The 19,953-nt window shown below is 70.1% G+C and carries 19 protein-coding genes and 1 tRNA gene; 10 read left to right on the forward strand and 10 right to left on the reverse strand.

Features of this window, described 5'->3' with window-relative positions:
- The first annotated feature begins 17 nt into the window (after window positions 1-17).
- The 4 genes from GRS48_RS12945 to GRS48_RS12960 all read left to right on the forward strand — a co-directional run bounded on the left by GRS48_RS12945 (window position 18) and on the right by GRS48_RS12960 (window position 5,274).
- On the forward strand, window positions 18-398 hold the full coding sequence (locus GRS48_RS12945; protein WP_159487201.1) for a hypothetical protein: 381 nt from the start codon (window positions 18-20) through the stop codon (window positions 396-398).
- A gap of 128 nt (window positions 399-526) precedes the next feature.
- Window positions 527-2,758: a phosphoribosylformylglycinamidine synthase subunit PurL gene (purL, locus tag GRS48_RS12950; RefSeq protein WP_159487203.1), complete on the forward strand. Its 2,232-nt coding sequence runs from the start codon at window positions 527-529 to the stop codon at window positions 2,756-2,758.
- Window positions 2,759-3,007: 249 nt separating this feature from the next.
- The gene (locus GRS48_RS12955) at window positions 3,008-4,135 is read left to right on the forward strand and encodes an ABC transporter ATP-binding protein (RefSeq protein WP_159487205.1); all 1,128 of its coding nucleotides are present in this window, start codon (window positions 3,008-3,010) and stop codon (window positions 4,133-4,135) included.
- Window positions 4,136-4,326: 191 nt separating this feature from the next.
- On the forward strand, window positions 4,327-5,274 hold the full coding sequence (locus GRS48_RS12960; RefSeq protein ID WP_159487207.1) for a DUF3891 family protein: 948 nt from the start codon (window positions 4,327-4,329) through the stop codon (window positions 5,272-5,274).
- Between the two features lie 138 nt (window positions 5,275-5,412).
- On the opposite strand, the gene GRS48_RS15140 is transcribed toward GRS48_RS12960, so the two are convergent.
- The 6 genes from GRS48_RS15140 to GRS48_RS12985 form a co-directional block, all read right to left on the reverse strand.
- Window positions 5,413-5,562, reverse strand: coding sequence for a hypothetical protein (locus GRS48_RS15140; RefSeq protein ID WP_200840282.1), 150 nt, complete (start codon window positions 5,560-5,562; stop codon window positions 5,413-5,415).
- A 134-nt stretch (window positions 5,563-5,696) separates the two neighbouring features.
- Window positions 5,697-6,242, reverse strand: coding sequence for an orotate phosphoribosyltransferase (gene pyrE, locus GRS48_RS12965; RefSeq protein ID WP_159487209.1), 546 nt, complete (start codon window positions 6,240-6,242; stop codon window positions 5,697-5,699).
- A gap of 53 nt (window positions 6,243-6,295) precedes the next feature.
- Window positions 6,296-7,573, reverse strand: a complete 1,278-nt coding sequence (locus GRS48_RS12970; RefSeq protein WP_159487211.1) for a DUF5305 domain-containing protein — start codon at window positions 7,571-7,573, stop codon at window positions 6,296-6,298.
- A 5-nt stretch (window positions 7,574-7,578) separates the two neighbouring features.
- Complete coding sequence (locus GRS48_RS12975) at window positions 7,579-8,742, reverse strand: signal peptidase I (protein ID WP_159487213.1); 1,164 nt, start codon at window positions 8,740-8,742, stop codon at window positions 7,579-7,581.
- Between the two features lie 70 nt (window positions 8,743-8,812).
- Complete coding sequence (locus GRS48_RS12980; RefSeq protein ID WP_159487215.1) at window positions 8,813-9,655, reverse strand: hypothetical protein; 843 nt, start codon at window positions 9,653-9,655, stop codon at window positions 8,813-8,815.
- Window positions 9,652-11,289, reverse strand: coding sequence for a CARDB domain-containing protein (locus GRS48_RS12985; RefSeq protein ID WP_159487217.1), 1,638 nt, complete (start codon window positions 11,287-11,289; stop codon window positions 9,652-9,654). Before GRS48_RS12985 ends, GRS48_RS12980 begins: the two co-directional genes overlap by 4 nt.
- Before the next feature lie 421 nt (window positions 11,290-11,710).
- Between GRS48_RS12985 and GRS48_RS12990 the strand changes: the two genes are divergently transcribed.
- Complete coding sequence (locus GRS48_RS12990) at window positions 11,711-12,289, forward strand: hypothetical protein (protein WP_159487219.1); 579 nt, start codon at window positions 11,711-11,713, stop codon at window positions 12,287-12,289.
- Here the strand turns inward: GRS48_RS12990 and GRS48_RS12995 are convergent.
- Window positions 12,282-12,479 (reverse strand): hypothetical protein, encoded by a 198-nt coding sequence (locus GRS48_RS12995; protein WP_159487221.1) that lies wholly within the window; start codon window positions 12,477-12,479, stop codon window positions 12,282-12,284. The two genes, GRS48_RS12990 and GRS48_RS12995, sit on opposite strands and share 8 nt — an antisense overlap.
- A gap of 144 nt (window positions 12,480-12,623) precedes the next feature.
- Between GRS48_RS12995 and GRS48_RS13000 the strand changes: the two genes are divergently transcribed.
- Both GRS48_RS13000 and GRS48_RS13005 read left to right on the forward strand, forming a co-directional pair.
- Window positions 12,624-13,457 carry a hypothetical protein gene (locus GRS48_RS13000; RefSeq protein WP_159487223.1) on the forward strand — a complete coding sequence of 278 codons (834 nt, stop codon included), beginning with the start codon at window positions 12,624-12,626 and terminating at the stop codon, window positions 13,455-13,457.
- A gap of 413 nt (window positions 13,458-13,870) precedes the next feature.
- Window positions 13,871-14,443, forward strand: coding sequence for a hypothetical protein (locus tag GRS48_RS13005; protein WP_159487225.1), 573 nt, complete (start codon window positions 13,871-13,873; stop codon window positions 14,441-14,443).
- A 220-nt stretch (window positions 14,444-14,663) separates the two neighbouring features.
- Here GRS48_RS13005 and GRS48_RS13010 read toward each other — a convergent pair whose 3' ends face one another.
- Window positions 14,664-15,626 carry a MoxR family ATPase gene (locus GRS48_RS13010; protein ID WP_159487227.1) on the reverse strand — a complete coding sequence of 321 codons (963 nt, stop codon included), beginning with the start codon at window positions 15,624-15,626 and terminating at the stop codon, window positions 14,664-14,666.
- A gap of 231 nt (window positions 15,627-15,857) precedes the next feature.
- Between GRS48_RS13010 and GRS48_RS13015 the strand changes: the two genes are divergently transcribed.
- Both GRS48_RS13015 and GRS48_RS13020 read left to right on the forward strand, forming a co-directional pair.
- Window positions 15,858-15,942: transfer RNA gene (locus tag GRS48_RS13015), tRNA-Ser, on the forward strand.
- A 122-nt stretch (window positions 15,943-16,064) separates the two neighbouring features.
- Window positions 16,065-16,259, forward strand: coding sequence for a hypothetical protein (locus GRS48_RS13020; RefSeq protein WP_159487229.1), 195 nt, complete (start codon window positions 16,065-16,067; stop codon window positions 16,257-16,259).
- A gap of 90 nt (window positions 16,260-16,349) precedes the next feature.
- On the opposite strand, the gene GRS48_RS13025 is transcribed toward GRS48_RS13020, so the two are convergent.
- Window positions 16,350-17,501: a DUF373 family protein gene (locus GRS48_RS13025; protein ID WP_321168445.1), complete on the reverse strand. Its 1,152-nt coding sequence runs from the start codon at window positions 17,499-17,501 to the stop codon at window positions 16,350-16,352.
- Between the two features lie 166 nt (window positions 17,502-17,667).
- Here GRS48_RS13025 and rtcA point away from each other — a divergent pair, with 166 nt between their 5' ends.
- Complete coding sequence (rtcA, locus tag GRS48_RS13030) at window positions 17,668-18,813, forward strand: RNA 3'-terminal phosphate cyclase (RefSeq protein ID WP_321168446.1); 1,146 nt, start codon at window positions 17,668-17,670, stop codon at window positions 18,811-18,813.
- 55 nt (window positions 18,814-18,868) lie between these two features.
- Here rtcA and sppA read toward each other — a convergent pair whose 3' ends face one another.
- Window positions 18,869-19,810 (reverse strand): signal peptide peptidase SppA, encoded by a 942-nt coding sequence (sppA, locus tag GRS48_RS13035; RefSeq protein ID WP_159487231.1) that lies wholly within the window; start codon window positions 19,808-19,810, stop codon window positions 18,869-18,871.
- Between the last annotated feature and the right edge of the window lie 143 nt (window positions 19,811-19,953).

The raw sequence follows: 19,953 nt of genomic DNA on the forward strand, positions 1-19,953 counted from the left end.
AGCGCACAACGTGCCGTATGGAGTATCAACCCGGCGTCTGTAACATCGGCCCGGCCGAGCGGCGGAAACGGCTCCTGCTCGGGGTCGCCTCGTTGTTGGGGTCCGTCGTGCTGGTGGCAGCGGTCCTCGCGGTCGGCTGGCCCCTGTGGACCCTGCTTTTCGTTCTCTTCCCGCTGTACGGGGCGGCGATGGGGTTCCTCCAGTACCGCGAGCGGTTCTGCGTCGGGTTCGCCGGCATCGGCGTCTTCGACGTCGGCGGCGGGACCCACGAGATCACCGACCCGCAGGCGCTCGAAGCCGACCGGAAGCATGCGGTACGGCTGAACACGAAGGCGCTCGCGGTCGGTGCCGTCGGCGCGCTCGCCGCGTACGGCATCGCGCTCCTCGTCGTCGGCTGATGCGGCGGCACGCGCCGACGCGACTCGGCGGCATGACCTGGCGACACGAGTCGGCGATATCGACGAAGAGGATCCATAAACGTGCACATGGAAAAGCATTAGAGCCGGCGAGGTAACCACGTAAGTGAATGAGCCTGTCCGAGACGGACCACGAGCTCGTGACCGCGGAGCTCGATCGGGACCCGACGCCGGCCGAGGCCGCGCTGTTCGAGAACCTCTGGAGCGAACACTGCGCGTACCGCTCCTCGCGCCCGCTGTTGTCGGCGTTCGAGAGCGAAGGCGACGCGGTCGTCGTCGGCCCCGGCGACGACGCCGCCGTGCTCGCGCTCCCCGAGCCCGACGCGGCCGACACGCCGGCCGCCGACCGCGACGCCGACGACTACGGCGACGTCTACGTCACCTTCGGGATCGAGAGCCACAACCACCCGTCGTACGTCGACCCGTTCGACGGCGCGGCGACCGGCGTCGGCGGCATCGTCCGCGACACCATGAGCATGGGCGCGTACCCGATCGCGCTGCTCGACTCGCTGTACTTCGGCGGCTTCGACCGCGAACACTCCCGCTACCTGTTCGAGGGCGTCGTCGAGGGGATCTCACACTACGGCAACTGCATCGGCGTCCCGACCGTCGGCGGCAGCGTCGCCTTCCACGAGGGGTACGAGGGGAACCCCCTCGTCAACGTCGCCTGCGTCGGGATCACGAACGAGGAACGGCTCGTGACCGCGATCGCACGGGAGCCCGGCAACGCGCTCGTGCTCGTCGGCAACGGGACCGGTCGCGACGGGCTCGGCGGCGCGTCGTTCGCCTCCGAGGACCTCGCCGAGGACGCGGAGACGGAGGACCGACCCGCGGTACAGGTCGGCGACCCGTACGCCGAAAAGCGGCTGATCGAGTGCAACGAGGCGCTCGTCGACGAGGACCTCGTCCGCTCGGCCCGCGACCTCGGCGCGGCCGGACTCGGCGGAGCCTCCTCCGAACTGGTCGCGAAGGGCGGGCTGGGCGCGCGGATCGACTTGAACCGCGTTCACCAGCGCGAGCCGGAGATGAACGCTCTGGAGATCCTGCTCGCGGAGAGCCAGGAGCGGATGTGTTACGAGGTCGCCCCCGAGGACGTCGACCGCGTCCGCGAGCTCGCCGAGCGGTTCGACCTCGGGTGTTCGGCGATCGGCGAGGTGACGGCGGGCAACTACGTCTGTGAGTTCGACGGGGAGGTCGTCGTCGACGTCGACGCGGACTTCCTCGCGGAGGGAGCACCGATGAACGACCTGGCGAGCGAGGAGCCGCCGACGCCCGCACGCGAGGTCCCCGAGCCGGAGCTGGGCGACGCCTTCGAGGCGGTCGTCTCCGCCCCGACGACGGCGAGCAAGCGGTGGGTGTACCGCCAGTACGACCACGAAGTCGGGACCCGGACTGCCGTGAAGCCCGGCGACGACGCCGCGATCGTCGCGGTCCGGGAGGCGGCCGCGAGCGCGACCGCGGACGATCCGGAGCCGATCGACGAGGGTGACGACGACGCCGACGACGGCGTCGGCCTCGCGCTCTCCTCGGGGGCGAACCCCAACTGGACGAGCGTCGCGCCCTACGACGGGGCCCGGGCGATCGCGATCGAGAACGCGACGAACCTCGCGGCGAAGGGGGCCGTTCCGCTGGCGGCGGTCGACTGCCTGAACGGCGGCAACCCCGAGAAGCCGGACGTGTACGGCGGGTTCACGGGGATCGTCGACGGGCTCGCCGACGCGTGTGCCGCGCTCGACGCGCCCGTCGTCGGCGGCAACGTCTCGCTGTACAACGACAGCGTCGCGGGCCCCATCCCGCCGACGCCGACGCTCGCGCTGATCGGGACGAAGCGGGGCTACGACGCCCCGCCGGCCGCGCTCGACGCCGGCGTCGCCGACGAGTCCGAGCTCCTCCTCGTCGGGGAGCCGGGCGACGCGCTCGGCGGCTCCGAGTACCTCACGGCGGTCGGCGGGACCGACCGGTTCCCGACGCTCCCCGCGGAGCCGGCTGCCGTCGTCGCGACGCTCGCGTCGATCGCGCGCCACGACGCGACGGTCGCGACCCACGACGTGAGCGACGGCGGGCTCGCGGTCGCGCTCGCGGAGCTCGTGACCGACACGGCCGGCGCGGCCATCGAGCTGCCCGACCACGTCGCCGCGTTCGAGGAGACGCCCGGCCGCCTCGTCGTGCAGACGACCGACCCCGAGGCGGTCGCCGACCTCGCCGGGGACCTCCCGACGTTCCGACTCGGCGACGTGACGACCGACGGGACCCTGTCGTTTTCCGTCGGCGAGGAGTCGGTCGCCGTCGACGCCGACCGGATCCGGGAGCTGCGCGGCGTCATCGAGCGCGAACTGGCCTGAGCGAGCCGGGAGCGCCGGGAACCCTGGGACACGGGAAGGGGATCGGTGCGGAAAGGTCGATGCGGAAAGGTCGATACGGAAAGGTCGATGCGGAAAGGTCGATACGGAAGATCGCCCGAATACACGCCCTCCGAGCGCCGTCGAGGGTCGTTAGGAAGGGAAGGGTGACGAACGATACGTTTTTAGGTCTTCCTAAAATACGTCCTGTCAACGACGGGACGCCGGCCCGACCGGTGCCCGAACCCATCGATGGCTCAAACAGACACCGTCGGAACGACGCGAACGGGGGACCGAGCCGACGGATCGCCGGACCGGCGATCGGACGAGGCCGTCCTCTCGCTGGACGGCGTCAGCAAGGAGTTCGGCCCGGAGACCGCCGTCGACGGCGTCTCCCTGTCGGTCGAGCGCGGCGAGCTGTTGACGTTCCTCGGCCCGTCCGGCTGCGGGAAGACGACGACGCTCCGGATGATCGCGGGGCTGGAGGAGCCGACCGACGGGACCATCACGCTGGCGGGCGAGCGCGTCGCCGACGGGACGGGCTTCGTTCCCCCCGAACGCCGCGACGTCGGTATCGTCTTCCAGAGCTTCGCGCTGTTCCCACACCTCACGGTGCGTGAGAACATCGCGTTCGGGCTGGCGGACGACGACGAGGCGACCGACGCGCGGGTCGACGAGCTGCTCGAGCTCGTCGACATGCCCGAACACGGCGAGAAGAAACCCGACCAGCTGTCGGGCGGGCAGAAACAGCGCGTCGCGCTCGCGCGCTCGCTCGCGCCGGAGCCCGACGTGTTGCTCCTCGACGAGCCGTTCTCGAACCTCGACGTGCGGCTCCGCGTCGAGATGCGCGAGGAGGTCCGGCGGATCCTGAAGGCGGCGGGCGTCACCGCGGTGTCGGTCACGCACGACCAGGAGGAGGCGCTGTCGATCTCCGACCGCGTCGCCGTGATGAACGACGGGAAGCTCGAACAGATCGGCCGGCCGGAGGGCGTCTTCGAGCAGCCGGAGTCGAAGTTCGTCGCCTCCTTCCTCGGCCGGGCCTCCTTCCTCAAGGGTCACCTCCGGGAAGGGAAGGTCGAAACCGGCGTGGGACGGTTCAACGCCGCCGCGTTGGAGGGGTACGACACCGTCTACGACGGCACCCCCGTCGACGTGTTGGTGCGCCCGGACGACCTCCGGGCGACGCCCGCGGGCGAGGACGTCGCGGACGGGACCGTGGTCTCCCGGCAGTACGTCGGCCCCTCGTTCATCTATCGGGTGGAACTGGAGTCCGGGGAGGCGGTTCACTGTCTCCACAATCACGTCGAGGAGTTCGAACTCGACCAGTCGGTCGGCGTCGATCTCGTCGCCGACCACCCGCTCGCGTGGTACCCCCGCTGACCGGCCTGCGAAAGCCGACCGACGAGCCACGTCCGCCGACCCGCGAACCACGTCCATCTACCCGTGAGCCACGTCCATCGACCCGCGAACCACGTCCATCGACCCGTGAGCCACGTCCATCGACCCGCGAACCACGTCCGCCGACGGTGTTCGCCGCCCACTTTTATGCTTCCCATCGCCCGACAAGTGGTATGATACTCGCCCGGACGGACGACGGGATCCGGTTCGTCACCCAGTCGGACCACGCCGCGCTGGCGGGGCGGCTCGCGGAGCAGTGGGGCGGTGCGGGGTTCGCGCCGCCGGAGCCGACGGCCGCGGTCCGGCTCGCGGTCCACGCCCACGACGACGGCTGGTGGACACACGATCGGCGACCACGTCTCCGGGCGGACGGGTCCCCACAGGACTTCCACGAACTGCCGCCGTCCCGATGGACCCGGCTCTACCGGCGCGGGATCGACGGGGTCGCCCGGACGGACCGCTACGCGGGACTCCTCGTGTCGGTCCACGGGTCGGGGCTCCGACGGCGGCGCTACGGGCTCTCGCCGTCGTGGGGGGAAACGCCCCGCTCGTTCCGCGGGTTCGTCGAGCGCGAGGAGCGTCGGCAGCGGTCCCTGGCGACCGCGCTGCGCGCGGACCCGGACGACGACCGACTCACGCCGGCGGACGTGGCGGTATTGACCGCCCTCCACGACGACGGACGAGCGCCGGCGGACCTCGCCGCCGAGTCGCGGCTCTGGCGGAACTACCGACTGTTGAGCGCGCTCGACGCGCTCTCCCTGCGGATCTGCGCGACGGCGGGGACGGAGGACACGCTCCCCGAGCCCATCACAGTGGATCGGGTGCCGACGGAGCCGGGAAACGACGACGCGACGCTCACGGCGGCGCCGGTCGGTCCCGGAGCGTACCGGATCGATCCGTACCCGTTCCGCGACGTCCCGGTCACAGTCAACGTTCCGGCTCGGACCGTCGAGGAGACGACGTTCCCGGACGAAGAAACGTTGCTCGCGCGGTACTACGGGAGCGACGTCGCGGAGCTCGCCGTGACGCTCCGGCCCGCCGACGGCACGGATCGCGGGCTCGAGGGGGACGCAGACGGCACGGATCGCGAGCGCGACGACGACGCGCCGACACGACGGTGACGGAATGAGGAGGCACTCGACCGGCGGCGAGCGGACGGCTCACGAAGGCAACGACTGTCCGAGGTCGCGTCCGAGGGACGGGAGCCGCGGCGCCTCACCCCTTCTTTAAGAAAGTGAGGGGTCAGATCGTGAGGTGCGTTACAGCGTGAGCAGCGTCGGGACGACGTACGCGACGACGAGCCCGACGAGGAGGACGGCGACGCCGATGCCGACCTCGCGGCCGCCGAACTCCTGCATCGGGGACGTTACGCGGGCGTCGGGGTCCGGTTCGTGCGAGTGGTCTGCCATACGACGGCGTCGGGGCGCGGGATACAAAAACGCACCTGAACGCGGCGGCCGCGAACGCGTGCTCCGTCGGACGCGTCACGGGGGCGTCCGTGGCGGGCACGGAGCGCGGGGCGCGGGGTGCGGGGCGCGGCGCGTTACTCCTCGCGGTCGGCGAGCAGCTCGGACGCCGTGAGCAGCGACTCCAGCTCGATGTCGTGCTCCGCGAGGAGCTCGCGTGCGCCCTCCTCACGGTCGACGACGACGAGGACGCGGTCGACGACCGCGCCAGCCTCCCGCAGCGCCTCGACCGCGTCGACGGCGGACTGACCCGTCGTCGCGATGTCCTCGAGGACGATTACCTCCTCGCCCTCGTCGAGCCGGCCCTCGATTCGGTTCCCGGTGCCGTACTCCTTCGCCTGCTTGCGCGCGATGACGTAGGGGCGACCCAGCTTCTCCGCGGTCACCGCGACCAGCGGGACGGCACCCAGGGCGACGCCCGCGAGCGTCGCGTCCGTGTCCGCGAGCCGGTCCGCGAACGCCGCGGCGATCAGTCCCAGGCAGTCGGGGTCCGTCTCGAAGAGGTACTTGTCGACGTAGTAGTCGCTCGTCCCGCCGTGAGACAGCTCGAACTCGCCGAACCGTACCGCGTCGGCCGCGCGCAGCGCGGCGATAAGCTCCGTGGGGGTCTCGCTCTCGCTCATATCGAACACGGGCGGGGGAGCGATTATAAACGGGTCGAAACGGCGGCCGTCGATCAGGCGGGACCGTCGGACCGGCTCGACTCGTTGCCGTCGGTCGTGCCGTCGTGGGCGGGCTCCGCGTCAGCGGCGGGCTCCACGTCGCCGCCGGCGACGTGGTCGGCGGCGTCGTTGTCGACGTCGGCCTCGTTGTCGGCACCGCCGTCGACACCGTTTCGGTCGAGGTCGAGGACGTCGCCGTCGGCGGCCCCCGCCGACGTCCCCGGAACCTCCGGCGGGACGTAGGTGTAGACGAACTCGCCGGAAACGGCGTGGTACGCGCCGGTCGACGGGTCCTCGATGACGCCGGCGTCGTGGTCGATCGCGAAGTCGACGAGGTCCTTGAGGCTCTCCGCGGCGGCCTCTGGACGCTCGTGGACCGACTCGGGGAGCCGGATCCGCGTGATCCACTCGTCGAACTCCGCGCGGTCGTCGCGGTAGTCGAGGTACGCCCGCTCGGCGTCCGTGAGCCCGACTCGCCCCTCTCGGCGCGCGTACGCCAGCCCGCCGGTCCCGGCGAGCCCGACGAGGAGGAGCAGCGGGCCGCCGACGGTTCGAAGCGGCCCGTACGTCCGCTCGACGACGACCGTCTCCGTCTGGTCGGCGCTCTCCGAGACCGGGCCGGGGTCGTCGACGGAGTAGGTGTCGCCGGCGTGGTCGATCCCCAGGTCGAACGACTCCGTGTGCGTCACCGCCTCGCCGTTGAAGCTTCCGTCGACCTCGATCCGGGTGCGAACGACCGTCTCGGTCCCGCCAGGCGACGCCCCGAGCTCGTCTTCGATCGCCGACACCTCCTCGTCGATCGCCGTGCTGTTCAGGACGAACGAGACCGTGGCCGCGTCGTCCGCGGCGAGGTCCGCGGCGGACCCCGAAACGAGCGGCTCCTCGCGCTCCCAGTAGACGGTCTCGTCGTCCGCGTCGCGAGTGATCAACACCGCCTCGGTGTCGACGGAGACGTCCTCGGCGCTCGCCGCGTCGTAGGTCGTCTCGACGGCGACGTCGAGCTCCGGGGCGACCCGCGTGAAGTACGTGTCGCGGTCCGTGAGCTCGTCCCCGACGGCGAACACCGGGTTCGGCTCCGTCACCGTCGCCGAGTGGACGTACTCGGAGTCGATCGACCACGAGGAGACGACCTGCGTCTCCGTCTCGGTTCCCGGGTCGACGTGCGTCCCGTACACGACGCCGGCGCCCAGCAGGGCACAGACGACGCAGACGACGAGGAGTAGGGAGAACTGTGCGCTCAACATCGCCCGGATGCGAAGCCGCGAGTCGTTCGGGTCTGTCTCGGTAGTCATTGGAGTCACCTGTAGAGCCGCCGGAGGAGCCGCCACGAACCGGAGGACCGGTCGCGGGACGGGCGGGTTCGGATCCGCGTCGGCTCGCCGCGGATCAGGAGGAGTCCGAGCGCGAGCAGCCCGCCGCCGAGCAGGCCGTTGATCGCGACCAAGGGGGCCCACGGGTGGACCGCGTACAGGTCGTCCATCACCGACGCGGGCAGCACCGCGAGGTATCGGTGCTCGTCGACGAGCAGCCGGTAGTACCCCGTCTCGTCGGGCGCTTCGAGCGTCACGCTCACCGTCGCCTCGTCACGACCCCCGACGGAGACGCGATCGGGATCGACCGACACCCCGCGGCTCGCGGGCGTCACGTACGCCCGGACCGGGACGACCCCGGCGTTCGGCACGACGTACTCGACCTCCTCGCTCGTCCCGCGCTCGATGACCGTGGGGTTGTCCGACTGGAAGTCAGCGCTCACGACGCCGTACTCGTGGGTCCCCGCGGGGACGACCATCGCCGCGGTCGCGGTCGCCATCAACAGGACCGCGAGGACGACGAGGATCACCGTCGTCGAGGTGCCGTCGTCACGCGAGGTGTCGCGGTCCGTGTCCGTCCGGCCCGGCGAGGAGAGGAACCAATCGGCAGCGTACGCGACGACCGACAGCCCGAAGAGGAGGTACGCGAGCCCCTGAGAGCCCTGTAGCGAGCGGATCCCGAACGTCGTCGCCAACCACGTCTGCGCGGTGTCGATCGCCGACTGGAACGCCATCGCGCCCGTCCCGAGGTGGGGGATCACGATCACTTTCCCGCCGACGGTGCCCGCCACCGCGACGACGTCCGCGTCCTGTACGATCGGCTCGCCGCCGTCCTGGTCGGTGAACGGGTTGTTGTCGCCCTGGGTCACGTACCCCCGTTCGGTCTCCTCGACGATGCGGTGGGTAGTGAGGCCGCCGCCCTCGATCTCCTGGGCGTCGAACGTGACGACGTCGCCGGTCCCGACCGCCCCCGCGAGCGGCGCGGGGATCGCGACGAACCCGTCGCCGGGAGAGAGCGTCGGCTGCATGCTCCCCGTCTCGACGAAGCTCAAAAGCACCGGCTGGCCGAGGTAGTGGCCGACGACGAGCGAGACGACCAGCACCACCAGCAGCCCCTGTACCGTCACGGAGAGGAGTCGTCGTGGGGACATGGTTAGCTGAGCGGCCGGCCGGCCGTCGGGACGACGATACAGCGGGGGCGTAATAAGTTCGGCGTTCGTGTCACTCGTCGAACACCCCCGCGACGAGGACGACGTACGGGCCGATGAACGCGAGACAGAAGCCGAGCAGGTGGACGTAGAGGTTGACGACGCTCCCGTCCACGGTCGGCTCCGCGGGGAACCCGATCACGGGGTACGCGACGAGCAGGACCACGCCGACGGCGAAGAGGTCCCCGTGCCCCGCCCGATCGCGGATCTCGCGGAACCACTGGCGAATGGAGGGGCCGCCGCCGGCCGAGGTGAGCGCGTACGTCGCGCCGAGGAGCACGCCCGCCACCGCCACGGAGAGCCCCGCCACGCCGAACCCGGTCAGCGACGTCGGCAGCGCCAGGAAGCCGATCCAGCCGACGAGCACGAAGAAGACGGCCGGGAGCGCTCGCGTCGGCGCGCTCGCTGAGAAGTGTTCCCGGGCGTACACCGCGAGCAGCAGCGGGAGCAGGCCGACCAGCGCCATGTTCACCCCCGAGAAGCCGAACCCGACCGCGTGCCGCGGCACGGCAAGGTTCAACGCCGACAGGACGGGGGGGAAGCCGAGACAGAACGTCGCCAGCGAGGCGAGGAAGAACCGCCGGTGCCGGCCCGCGACCGCGAGCGCGTAGCCGACCCCGGCCAACAGGGAGTAGCCGGCGAGGTTCGCCAGGAAGTGTTCGGCGCTCAGGTGGACGTAGTGCGCGGTGAACGCGGTCGTCAGGGTCGGGGCCGAGTACTCGAAGGCGAGCGACCGGCGGGTCGGCTCAGGAAGGAGGAACACGGCGACGAGGGCGATCGACGGGGCCGCGAGCACGACCGCGTCGAGCGGACGCGCGCCGGCGAGGAGGTCCTCGCGGAGCGTTGAGCGGGTCACGGCCACGGGGCGCGTCGGGCGAGCGCGATCGACGCCACGACCACGAGCAGCAGCGCGAGGAGGCCGCCCAGCTCCGCGAGGCCGAACCCGCCCGGCTCCGCCACCGGATCGGCCGGGAGCGCCGCCTCGTCGGTCGCGCCGTCCTCCACCGCGCCTCCATCGCCGTCGCCCCCGTCGGCACCGCCGTCACCGATCGAGGCGGCAGCGTCGTCCGTGCCGTCGTCCGCACCGTCGTCGCCGTCGACCGCGGAGTCGGCGGCCGGGTCCAGAACCGTCACCGTCCCGGCCGGCGTCCCGTCGACGGCGACCGTGTACTCGCCGGGCGCGTCGAACGTGACCGGGACCGACGCCTCCGTCGACGCCCCGGGCGCGAGCGACGCCTCGCCCGTACCGATCGCGTCGCCGTCGGCGGTGGCGGTCACCGTCCCGTTCCCGGCCGCCCCGCCGACGTTCTCGACGGTGGCGTGGACGGTCGCCTCCGCCCCCGCGTCGACTTCGTCGTCCGCGGTCGACGCCGCGGTCACGTCGAAGGCGGGACCGTGGACCGCGACCGCGAAGACGGAGAGGTCCTCGGTGGTCGCCTCGAAGTGGACGCGGTCGTCCGGGAGCCCGCGCGCCGCCGCGTCCGCGGGGGCGACGACGCTGGCGTCCAGTTCCTCCCACCCGCCGTCGTCGGTCGCCCGCAGGAGCGTCACGGCGTCGGGGTCGATGCCCCGATCGGCGAGGTACCGCGCGTCGGCGCTGAACCCGACGGTGAGCCCGTCGACGCCGTCAGGGTCGAAGTCGTACGCGAGCGCCATGTAGGCGGCGGCGACCGCGCCGGGAGGAGCATCGACCGACCCGGCCCGGTCGAACGGGTCCGGGCTGCCGGCCGCATCGAGCGCGAACGCCCCGCCCGGTGCGCCGGTCACCGTCATCCGATCGAGCGTGAGGTTCGCTCCCTCGAGGTGCATCCCGCCGGCGTCGAAGGGGACCGACTCGCCGGAGGTGACGTCCCGCGCCGTGAACCGCCGCTCGTCGACGGCGGGGGCAGTCACGGTCGTGCTCGCGCCGCCGCTCCCGGCCGAAGACGCGCTCGACGTGTCCGGTTCGTCCTCGTCGGGGATCGGTGGCGTCGCGAGGTGGATCCCGAAGTCGTCCTCGTGGACGGTTCCCGACACGGATCCGGAGTCCGTCGTGTCGACCGCGATCCCGACGGTCACGGACCGTTCCGGCAGGACAGTCACGCTGTCGTCGCGCCCCTCCACCGGCTCGCCGTCGACGGTGAACGTGAGGTGGTCGACGTCGTGGTCGATCCAGAGATCCATCGCGTCGCCCTCCACGAACCCCTCGTCGGCGGTCGTCCCGGTATACGTGACCGTGAACAGCCCGTCGAAGCGCGTGACGGCGTTCGTGTTGACGCCGACTCGCTCGCCGTCCAGGTTCGGGTTCGTCGCGGAGATGTCGACGACGATCTCGTCGTCGTCGTTCAGGTACGCGTAGTCGGTGCCCGCCGCCGGCTGGACGACCACGCGGTCGTCGGCGAGGGTGTCCGCCGGCCCGTCGACGACGGAGGCGGCCGTGGCGAGAGCGAGGGAGCCGGCGAGAACGAGGACGACCGCGAGAAGGATCGTCCGGCGGGTGTGTGAGGTCATGGATCGGGCGCTGTGTGCAGGTCGGTTATCGCGTACGCGATACCGGGGCATAGTTATGAGACGCCAGAACCGCGTCGAACCCGGCCGTACCCGGGCCGTACGCCCTGGATACCGGAGACAAACGCCCCGAACGCCGGCGGGACCGTCAGGCACCCCCTGAACGCGGCACCGGACGCTTCACGACGCGCCTGAAATGGTCAGTAAGAAGATATATTCGTCGTTGAGCGCGATCCATCCGGCATAAATATACTGATAAGAATACAGTAAACAACAAACCGTTCCGAGAAAAATAGGCTGAAACACGGTCTATCAGGGCCTAAGCCGCCATTTCCGATCCACGGCCCCGGTCGTCGCGTCCTGTCGTTTCTCGCGAACGGTCCACGGGATTTATGTAGGCTGGCTCATATGTGTCTGACGAAACATGGCGTCGGCACAAGCGGTAAGCGGGGGGCCCTCCGAGCCGACAGTCGAGGTCTCGGAGGACGAGCTGTTCGAGGTGTTGGCGAACCAGCGTCGACGGTTCGCGGTCCACCTACTGAAACGGGAAGAGGAGTCGATGGAGATCGGGCGGATGGCCGAGCAGATCGCCGCCTGGGAGAACGACGTATCGATGGCGGAGATCACGGGCACCGAGCGCAAGCGGGTGTACACGGCGCTCCAGCAGTCGCACCTGCCGAAGATGGATCAGGCGGGCGTCGTCGAGTTCAACAAGAGCCGCGGGGTGATCGCGCCCACCCCCGCGCTCCAGGACGTCGACCTGTACCTCGACGTCGTCGAGGGAAAGGAGATCCCCTGGAGCGAGTACTACCTCGGGCTCTCCGGCGTCGCGGCCGCGCTCACCGCCGCGGTGTGGATGGGCGCGTGGCCGTTCGTCCTGCTGCCCGACATGGCGTGGACGCTCGCGATCGTCGTCGCGTTCGCCTTCTCGGCGCTCGCACATCGGTACTACACGCCGGAGATGGAGGTCGGCGCCGACGGCGAGCCGCCGGAGCTCAGGTAGCCGCAGTGGCGACCACGGGACGGGGCGACGGAACCGAGACGACGCCGACGACCGGCGCGACGCTGACGATCGAGACGACGCTGACGATCGACGCGACGCTGACGATCGACGCGACGCTGACGATCGACGCGACGCTGACGACCCACTGGACCGAGACGACCGGCGGGATCGACCGACGGAGTCGACCCATCGATCGACCCCTTCCGGTCATCAAGCGATCCCTTCGGCCGCTTCAACGGGCCCATAACTACCCCCGTAGACGACGGACGGGGTACCAAGCGGAGGGTCGAGCCGGACGAGCCGGCTCGGACACCATCGCGGGACACGACACCTCATGAAACGACGACACCTCATCCTCCTGTTCGGCGGCGCGAGCTCCGGCGCGTTGAGCGTCGGCACCGGGGCGTTCAGTAGCGCGGAGGCGAAACGCGGGGTGAGCGTGGGCGTCGCGGACGACGACAGCGCGTTCGTCGGCTACGTGGCGTCGGACCGGACCGTCCCCGAGGACGAGAACGACGACGGGACGCTCGACCTCGTGACGGTCACGAACCGGTTCCGGAACGAGATCACGGTCACGGAGGTCGAGCTCGGCGACGGCGACGACGTGCTCGCCGACGTCTACTTCCCCGAGGAGGCGTTCGAGACCGGCGGGAAGCGGACGATCACCGCGACGGTCGACGGGATCGACCCCGGCGACACCGTCGACGTCGAGGTGACGGTGACCGTCGAAGGCGTCGACGCCGGCGTCGCCGCCCGGCTGTTCGGCGACGCGGAGACGCGACGCTTCACGATCACTCGCGAGGCCGCGAGCGTGGAGGACCCGGCCGTCGAGTTCTTCGGGGCCGGGAACGCGGAGGTCCTCGGCGAGGACCGGACCGAAACGATCGACGTCTACTACACTAGCCCGGGGCAGAGCGGCGACGGCGGCGTCACGGTCGACGAGGGCGTCGAGATCGAGACGGAGGACAAGCTCCGCGGGCAGCTGAGCGGTGTGAGCGGCAACGGCAACGGCAACGGTTCGAACGGCGACACGATCGTCGCCGTCGGGCTGGACGGAACGATATACGTCCACCCGCAGTGGAGCGACGACGAATGCGGCCTCGTCCAGTCCAACGAGGGCGGGTTCGGCATCCCGTCGGACGATCCCCCGACCTGCGAAGCCGACTGATCCTCACGCGACGACACGCGTCCGGGCGGCGTCCCGGCGGCCTGTGACTTCGGTTGTGACCCCGACCGCGAAGCGGCGTCGACGCGCGCGCTCGCTTGGATCGGGACCGATGGTTCCGAGAGTTCAGAGAATCCCTCTTGGGGTTGTCCCGTGGGTGTCGACCGGCTTCGGCTAGAGACTCGACGGCACCGATCAACGATCCGACGGCCGACGCCCGAGGATCGAGCGCGAGACTCGAGGAAGGCGGCGTAAATTTCCGCTGAAGGGGCGTCCAGAAGCGGGTTCAGGACGGGACAGAACCGCGTCAGTGATCCCCGGAAGGTCTTCTGGCGACTCATAACGATACCGGGTACGTTCCATGGGTGAAGTAAGCGCCGCGACGGAACGCGGGGCACTAACGAGGTAGACAAACCATGGAACGACGCAAATTCGTCATCGGAATGGGTGCATTGGCTACGGGTAGCGCGGCTGCGATCGGTACCGGAGCGAGCTCGATCACGTTCGAGGGTGAACGACAGGCGCAACTGATGGAAGTCGGCGACGACGACGCGCTGGTTCGGTTCGTCCCCGGAGACACTGGGGTTGTCCGGTACGATAGCAACGATACCCTCGCGATCGATTTCGAGGACTCCGATGCAGACGGGTTCAACAAGAACGGAAAGACCGTGTTGGAAAACGCGTTCTACGTCGAGAACCAGTCTGAATTCGATATCGACGTGTGGTTCGGAACGACAGCCTGGCAGGACAACGGTCCCGCAGGAGACGTGATCCGAATGGTTGAGAACGGGAACCAGGACAACGACGTCCTATTCCTCGGTACCTACGGTGGATGGAACTATGAGGAGACGATCCTCGAACCCGGAGATTCAGTCGGGATCGACATCATCGTGGACACCACTGCATGGCAAAGCGGTGACGTCGTTTCCGATACGGACATCATGCAGGGCGATATCCGTATCAACGCGAAGTCGGTCTCTGAAGACTAGCTGCTCGAAGGGCTTTATATACTCTGTTTCATTCTATCGTCGACGTATAGATGTATATATAAATAGAAGAATCACAATCCGTTCCGGAGCCGATCCTTTATTTCGATCCCGTCCCCACGGCTTTGGTCAGTAGCGATATGTCAATGGTCGAAGCGGCCGAACTGGAACACAACTGTCGTTCCAGAACGGGTGCTACTCGAGGAATACCAACTCCCCCGCCTCACACTTCCGGCTCGTCCACCGTCGGCACCGCCACTCGATCGAGCACGGTCGCGATCACGTCCCGGGTGTCGACGTCGTTGACGGCCGCGTCGGGGGTCAACACGAGCCGGTGTGCGAGCGTCGGCTCGGCGACGCGTTTCACGTCGTCGGGCGTGACGAACGCCCGGCCGGCGATCACGGCGGCCGCGCGGGCGGTCTCGAAGAGCCGCTGGGTGCCGCGCGGGGAGACGCCGACCGCGACGCGGCGGTCCTCCCGGGTCGCTCGCGCGATCGACGCCATGTACGTGAGGAGGTCGTCGTCGACGCGGACCGTCTCGGGCACCCGTCGGAGCTCGTCGACGGCCGCCGCGTCGAGCACGCGCCCGACGCTCGGGCTGCGCTCGACGCGACCGGCGCGCCGCCGGAGGAGTTCGACCTCGCCGTCGGCGTCCGGGTAGCCGATCGAGGTCTTGATCGTGAACCGGTCGAGCTGCGCCTCCGGGAGCGGGAACGCCCCCTCGCTCTCGACGGGGTTCTGCGTCGCGATCACGTAAAAGGGGCTGGGCAGCTGGTGGGTGTCGCCGTCGACGGTCACCTGCCCCTCCTCCATCGCCTCCAGCAGGGCCGCCTGCGTCTTCGGCGGCGCGCGGTTGATCTCGTCGGCGAGCACGACGTTCGCGAAGATCGGCCCGGGCGCGAACGCGAAGGAGCCGTCCGTCTCGTCGAAGACGTTCGTGCCGGTGACGTCGGCCGGCAGGAGGTCCGGCGTGAACTGGATCCGGGAGAACTCCAGGCCGAGCGCGGTCGCGAACGAGCGCGCGGAGAGCGTCTTGCCGGTCCCGGGCACGTCCTCCAAGAGCACGTGCCCGCGCGCCAGGATCCCGAGGGTAACGCGTTCGAGGAACTCGCGGTCGGCGACGACCGCGCCGCCGACCTCGTCCCGCACCCGCGAGCAGGCTGTCGCCGCGTCGGAGACGTCCATACGCGCCCGACGGGCGCGCCGGCCAAAGAGCCATCGGGGAACGGGGGGCCGAGCCACCGGCGGGGAAGACGACGAGGAGAGGCGGTGATGACGAAGGGGTGGTAGCGGGGGGGAGGACGCAGGGGTGACGACGAAGGGGTGGCGGCGGGGGAGGCGACAACGAGGGGAGCCGGGGGTGTGCCGGTTTACGATCGAAACCACTAAAGTCGGAAGCCACGAACGTGGAAACGAGCCGAGGTAGCCTAGCCTGGCCAAGGCGGCAGATTCGAAATCTGCTGTCCATTCGGACACGTGAGTTCAAATCTCACCCTCGGCGCTTCTCCCGCCGCCGCTTCGCCGCCCAGTCGTCGCACCGTTTCCCAGCTGCGCGGTCACCGCGATCACGCGACCGATCGCCGATGGGCGAACCCTTACGGCACCAGCGTACTGATGGCCGGTATGGAGTTCGAACTCCCGATCGCGGTCGGCCTGCTGCTGGCGGTCGTCGCCGTCGGCGTCGCCGGTCTCGTCGCCAGCGGCATGATGATACTCGAAACGACCCTGATGATGGTCGCGCCCTCGATGCTGCTCTTCGGTGCGATCGCGTTCCTCATCGGGATGAAACACGGCGAGTTCCGCGCCACGCGGAGCTGATCCGCGCGGGCGATCGGTCGAGCGTTCGTGGTCGTGTGCCGCGTTCGTGGTCGTTCCCCGTCGCATCGGCCGTCTCGGTTCCGTCGCTCCTTACTCCCCGTCCCGTCGCTCCTTACTCCTCGTCCCGTCGCCTTCGGAGTCGGCGATCTCGGTGAGCGTCTCCGAGCCCACGTCGCTGGCGACCTTGACCCCTACGACTGAGACGACGAGGCCGGCGAGGATGAAAAGTGCCAGCCGTTGACCGGCGGAGACCGCGACGTTCGCGACGTGGAGGTGGTCGAGCACCGACTCCTGCTCGAGGAAGTACCCGGCGAACCCGCGGACGACGAGCCCCACCGCGAGGATGACGAACGGCAGGTTCAGGTACGGCGTTCGGATCCCCTCGTCGCGGATCAGTTCGTCGAGCAGCCGACCGATGGCCGCCGTGAGCCCCGCCACGGCCAGCCACGGGACGGCAGCGTACACGAACTGCATCGACTCGACGACGACCGGGACGCCGGTCTCGAGCTCGGAGGCCGATAGCGCGCCGAAGAAGAACCCGACGAGCGTCAGTCCCGCAGCGACGACGTACGTCACCACCGACACCTGTCCGGCGTACAGCGCCTCGCGGACGCGCTCGGGGACGCCCGCGAGGAGCCGATCGATCGCCAGTCCTTTATAAAGCAGCGCGGCACCGAGCAGGCCGGCGACGCCGGCGAGCGCCTCCGCGGGCGAGAACCAGTAGAACAGCGCGGGCAACAACAACAGCGCGACGCCGAACGGGACCATCACCGTCGACCGGAGCTGTTCGTCCGCGAGGAACTGTTTGAGCAGGTAGTACGTCGACTCGATGTCGTGTGCCTGCCGGACGACGACCCGGTCCACGGAATCGACCGGAACGCGCGACTCGACGATGGGGATCACGCGTTCGTCCTCCGCGGAATCGACGACGACGATCGCCGAACGTGGGTCGTAGCGGTCGACGAGGTCGTCGATCTGGGCGGCGATCGAGCGGTCGGCCCCGATCGGCGAGTCGCTTTCGCCGGAGACGACGGCGACGACCGCCTCCTCGCGCTCGTCGCGGAGGTCGCGAGCGATCCGCAGGGCTTCGAGCAGACAGTTGACGCTGGCGTCCTCCGGGTCGCCGAGCCCGACGTCCGTCACGAGCGACCTGACGGCCTCCCACCCGGCGACGGGCATCGGGACGTTCGTGGTCCGTCCGATGGTCCCCGAACGGTCGACACAGATGACCAGCGTCGTCACGTGTGGGCCCACACCGCGCCCGGGTAAAAACCCTCTCGGTCGAACCGCCCCGTCGACAGCCACATGCGTCGGCGGCCCCGACACGACGGCATGAACGAGGCGACCGCGACGTGAGCGCGATCGGCGCGTCACGAGGGGTCCACCCGTCGTTACGAGGGGACCACCCGTGATCGTGATCGACGGGGGCGACGGCGGCGGCGGCGTCCTCCGGACGGCCATCGGGCTATCCATCGCGACCGGGATGCCCGTCGAGATCGACGACGTGCGCGGCGATCGGCCGACGTCGGGGCTTAAAGACCAACACGTCGCCTGCGTGACGGCGGCACGGGACGTGGCTGACGCCGAGGTCGAGGGCGGGGCGCGGGGAAGCGACACGGTCACGTTCAGGCCCGGACGCGTGGCCGGCGGTTCGGTCGCCGTCGACGTCGGCACCGCCGGGAGCGCGACCCTCGTCTGTTCGACCGTGCTTCCGGCGGCCGCGGTCGCCGAGCGGCCCGTGACGCTCCGCGTCGGCGGCGGCACCGACGTGGCGTGGTCCCCGCCCGCCGACTACTTTTCGGGGGTCACGCTTGCGGCCCTCCGAGCACACGGCGTCGTCGCCGCGCTCGACGTCCCGAAACGGGGGTTCTATCCGGCCGGCGGCGGGGTCGTTCGGCTCGTCGTCGGCCCGTCGACGCCCGCCCCGATAGCGCTCGCCGGTCGGCGATCGATCGAACGCGTCCGGGTCGACGCGGTCGCCGCCGCCGACCTCGCGGGGGCCGAGGTAGCCGAGCGGCTCTCGCGGGGCGTGGCGGAGCGACTCGACGCGGACGATGGGGGCATCGTCGAAACCCACAGCGCTCGCTACGCGGAGACCCGATCGATCGGGGCGGTCGTGGTCGTCGGCGTCGACGGGCGCGTCGGCGTTGACGAGCACGTCGGTGAGGAGCGTGAGGCGGACGGCGCGGGCGTCGGATCCGGTACCGCCGACGCGCTCCCGATAGCCGGGTTCTCCGCGCTCGGCGAGCGGGGCGTCCCCGCCGAACGCGTGGCGGGAAACGCCGTCGAGGCGTTCCGCGAGTGGTGCGACGGCCCCGGCGTCGTCGACGCACGCCTCGCCGACCAGCTCGTCCCGTTTCTCGCGCTGGCCGGCGGAGCCGTGCGGACCCCGGCCGTGACCGACCACGTCGAAAGCGCCGTGGACGTGGCCCGGGCGTTCGGCTTCGACGTCTCGATCGACCGATCGGCCGAACCGGGCGACGGGGCCGTCATCCGGGCGGACCCGGAGACGGCCCTCGTCGACACTTACCGGGGAAGCGAACCCTGCAAGTAGGTCGAGAGGTGGTCCCCGGGACGGGAGCGGTCGGAGCGGCCGTGGTCGTCGCGCCTCACCGGAGTTCGACGTCGACGTCCCCGCGGTCGCCGTCGCCCGTCACGGCGCTCGCGACCCCGCTGCCCGCCGCGAAGGCGACGCGTTCCGCGCCGATCCCGATCCGCTCGGCGAGGCTCTGTGCGGGCATGAACTCGCGGATCTCGGGCTCATCGTCGACGAGCGTCGCGAGCCGGTCCTCGACGTCCGCGCGCGTGCCGAGGTCGTCGACGAGCCCGACGTCGGCGGCGTCCGTCCCGAGGTACACGCGCGCCTCCGTCTCACGGACGTCGTCGGGGTCCATGTCGCGGCCCTCGCTCACCGTCTCGACGAACTGCTCGTAGTAACCGTCGATGATCCCCTGTAAGTACTCGCGTTCGTCCTCCTCGATCTCCCGCAGCGGAACGCCCGCGTCCTTGTACTCGCCCGCGGTGAACTGCTCGTAGGAGATCCCCAGCTTCTCGGCGAGCCCCGCCGCGTTCGGGCGCGACCCGACGACGCCGATGGAGCCGACGAGGCTGGCGTCGTGGGCCCACAGCTCGTCACAGCCGCTCGCGATCCAGTAGCCGCCGGACGCACAGAGGTCGGTCGCGTACGCGACGGTCGGCCCGTCGAAGTCGGCGGCCGCCCGGCGGATGTCGTCGCTCGGCAACACCTCGCCGCCCGGGGTGTTGATCCGAAGCAGCAGCGCCTCGACCGCGTCGTCCTCGTCGGCCTCCTCGATCGACTCGACGACGTGGTCGGCGGTCGACCCGGTCGCTCCCGACAACGGCGACGTCCGGCGTTGGCGAACGATCGGGCCGGAGACTTCGACCTCGGCGACGTTGTACTCGTCGCCCCCGCCGATCCGGCCGCGGGTGAGTCGGCCGACGATCCGGCGGCACGCCAGCGTGGCGGTCGCGGTCAACACGACGGCCGCGACGATGGCGGTCCGTCCCTTCGAGCGAGGCTCGCTGTCCATACCACCGGTTGGCCGGGCTCCCGTTTAAGGTACGGGGCTCCCGGATGCGAGACGGGCGGCACGGGAGTGGGTTCGAGACGTGCGACCGCTCCGCTAGGGGCTCGAGCGGCGCGTAAAAAACCACACAGCGGTCGTTCGACGGG

It is taken from the genome of Halorubrum sp. JWXQ-INN 858, from assembly GCF_009806985.1.
In the GTDB taxonomy this organism is placed as follows: Archaea; Halobacteriota; Halobacteria; order Halobacteriales; family Haloferacaceae; genus Halorubrum.